Origin of the sequence: Novosphingobium sp. (genome assembly GCF_041905565.1) — a bacterium.
Lineage (GTDB): Bacteria > Pseudomonadota > Alphaproteobacteria > Sphingomonadales > Sphingomonadaceae > Novosphingobium.
In genome coordinates this window covers 1-1825 of sequence record NZ_JAYRKX010000045.1, presented here as the reverse complement: position 1 = coordinate 1825, position 1825 = coordinate 1, and the positions used below count along the sequence as shown (strand labels likewise).

Genomic DNA, 1825 nt, shown 5'->3' with positions numbered 1-1825 from the left:
CAACCACCCACAGGGTACCTTGAACGGGTGGTTGGGCCGGGGGAGTGGGCCGGCCAGGCAAGGACAGGCCGGATGGCCTGTCCGCACCGGCGTGAGCCGGAAAATAGACGGGCGCCATGTCGCAAGACACGGCGCCCGTCCCCCTCGCATGACGAAACTTGTGGCTATCAGCCCAGCAGGCGGCGCGCGGCCTTTTCCAGCAGGGGCACGTCCTCGGGCACTTCGCCGACCAGCACCACTTCGCCAGTGGGCAGGCGGCGGGCGATCAGCAGGGTGAATTCGCTGCCTTCTGCCGGCAGCGCGTCGAAGTCCTGCGGCTCGATCTGGCGCAGCTTGCGGGCCAGCGCTTCGCGCGGGGTCTCGCGCGCGGCGTCCTTGCCGCTTTCGGCGCGTTTGACCTTGCGTTCCTCGGTGACCACGCCCTTGAGGCCGCCGGGCGCTTCGGACAGGTAGCGCGCCAGGCTGCCGCGCGGCAGGCCGATGCGGTGGGCGTGGCCCAGCGCGGTGGCGTACTCGGTCAGGCGGGTCTTGTCGTAATCGGCGCCGAACACCAGCTTGACCACCGGGGTCATCGGCGCACGGTCCTGCACGGTCAGGCCCGAATCGGCGACCAGGTCGGCAAATTCGTCCTGGTGTTCGCTCGCGGCGAGCGAGAAATCGTAGGCCCGGCCGATCGCGGCGTAGAGCGCGCTGCGGGTGCGGTCCTCGCTGCCGCGCGCGGCTTCGGCCAGCTCGCGGGCCGATGCCAGCCAGTCGGCCAGTTCCATCCCCTCGGCGTCCTCAAGCTCGACCTCGGCGGCGGGCAATTCGTCCCAGTCATCGTCGAGCCCGCTCGCAAAGGCGGGGCTCGGCAGGCTGACCCCGCCCGGGGCGGCCGGTGCCAGCGTGGCCAGGTCAAGCACGTCGTCATCGTCATCGTCGCCGGCGGTCATCGACACGGCCATGGCGGCGAGGCGCTGGGCGGCGGCGGGACGGCTGTCGGCGGGGCCGTCGGCCCAGTCGGTCAGCGGCTCGTCGCGGCGCGCGGGCTGGGCATCGAGCGCGTTGTCGATTTCCAGCAGCAGCTCGTCGGTGGTGCGCTGGTCGGCCAGTTCCTTCCAGTTGATCACTCCGTAGATGAAGTCGATGGTGTCATCGTCGCTGGAAAAGGGCAGCAGGATCCCGCGATAGAGGATGGTCAGCTCGCGCTGGTTGACGAATTCGGCTTCGAACCCGATCGGCGCCTGGTTGGCCAGGATCTGCATGTAATGATCGGTGATGCGCGACAGCAGCGAACGGCTGGGCACGTCGGACAGGGTCTCGATCGGCCCATGCGCGCCGCATTCGTCGGCCAGCTTGTCGCCCAGGAACTGGATCGACGGGTTTTCCAGCCCCTGCGTGAAGTCGAGCAGCACGCTGTAGGGCCCGAAATCCGGCAGCGATTCGGGATCGAGATCCTCGATCGAGGGGAAGTTGCGGCCATCCAGCAGGCTGGCCCAGTAATTATAGGCGCGCACCTGCATCCGGCGCTCGTCCTGCCCCACGGGGCTGGGCGGCACTTCCTGCCCGATGTCATCGTCACCATAATCGTAGTCCGCCCCTTCGGCTTCGTTACGATCGATGAAACTGCCCCGATACGTGTCCATGCGGGTTCCCCAACAAGTCCCTTGCAAGGCCCTTGTGGCGCAACATGGTAAACTAAAGGTTAAGTTGCGCGGGGAGTCCTTGTCCGGCAGATTCCTTGCCCGGTGCACTGATCGCCTCCGCGATCAGCTTGGCCTGGCCGGCCCGCTCCCCCGGCCCAACCACCCGTTTAAGGTACCCTGTGGGTGGTTGGGCCGGGGGA

General features: G+C 67.8%; 1 protein-coding gene. It reads right to left on the bottom strand.

Annotated elements, in window-relative coordinates:
• Nucleotides 1-167: 167 nt before the first annotated feature.
• Nucleotides 168-1625, bottom strand: a complete 1458-nt coding sequence (locus ACE3N9_RS16560; RefSeq protein ID WP_374285604.1) for a hypothetical protein — start codon at nt 1623-1625, stop codon at nt 168-170.
• Between the last annotated feature and the right edge of the window lie 200 nt (nt 1626-1825).

Excerpts from the sequence above, each read along its gene's own strand:
- ACE3N9_RS16560 (WP_374285604.1), bottom strand. The coding sequence starts at position 1,625 with ATGGACACGTATCGGGGCAGTTTCATCGATCGTAACGAAGCCGAAGGG.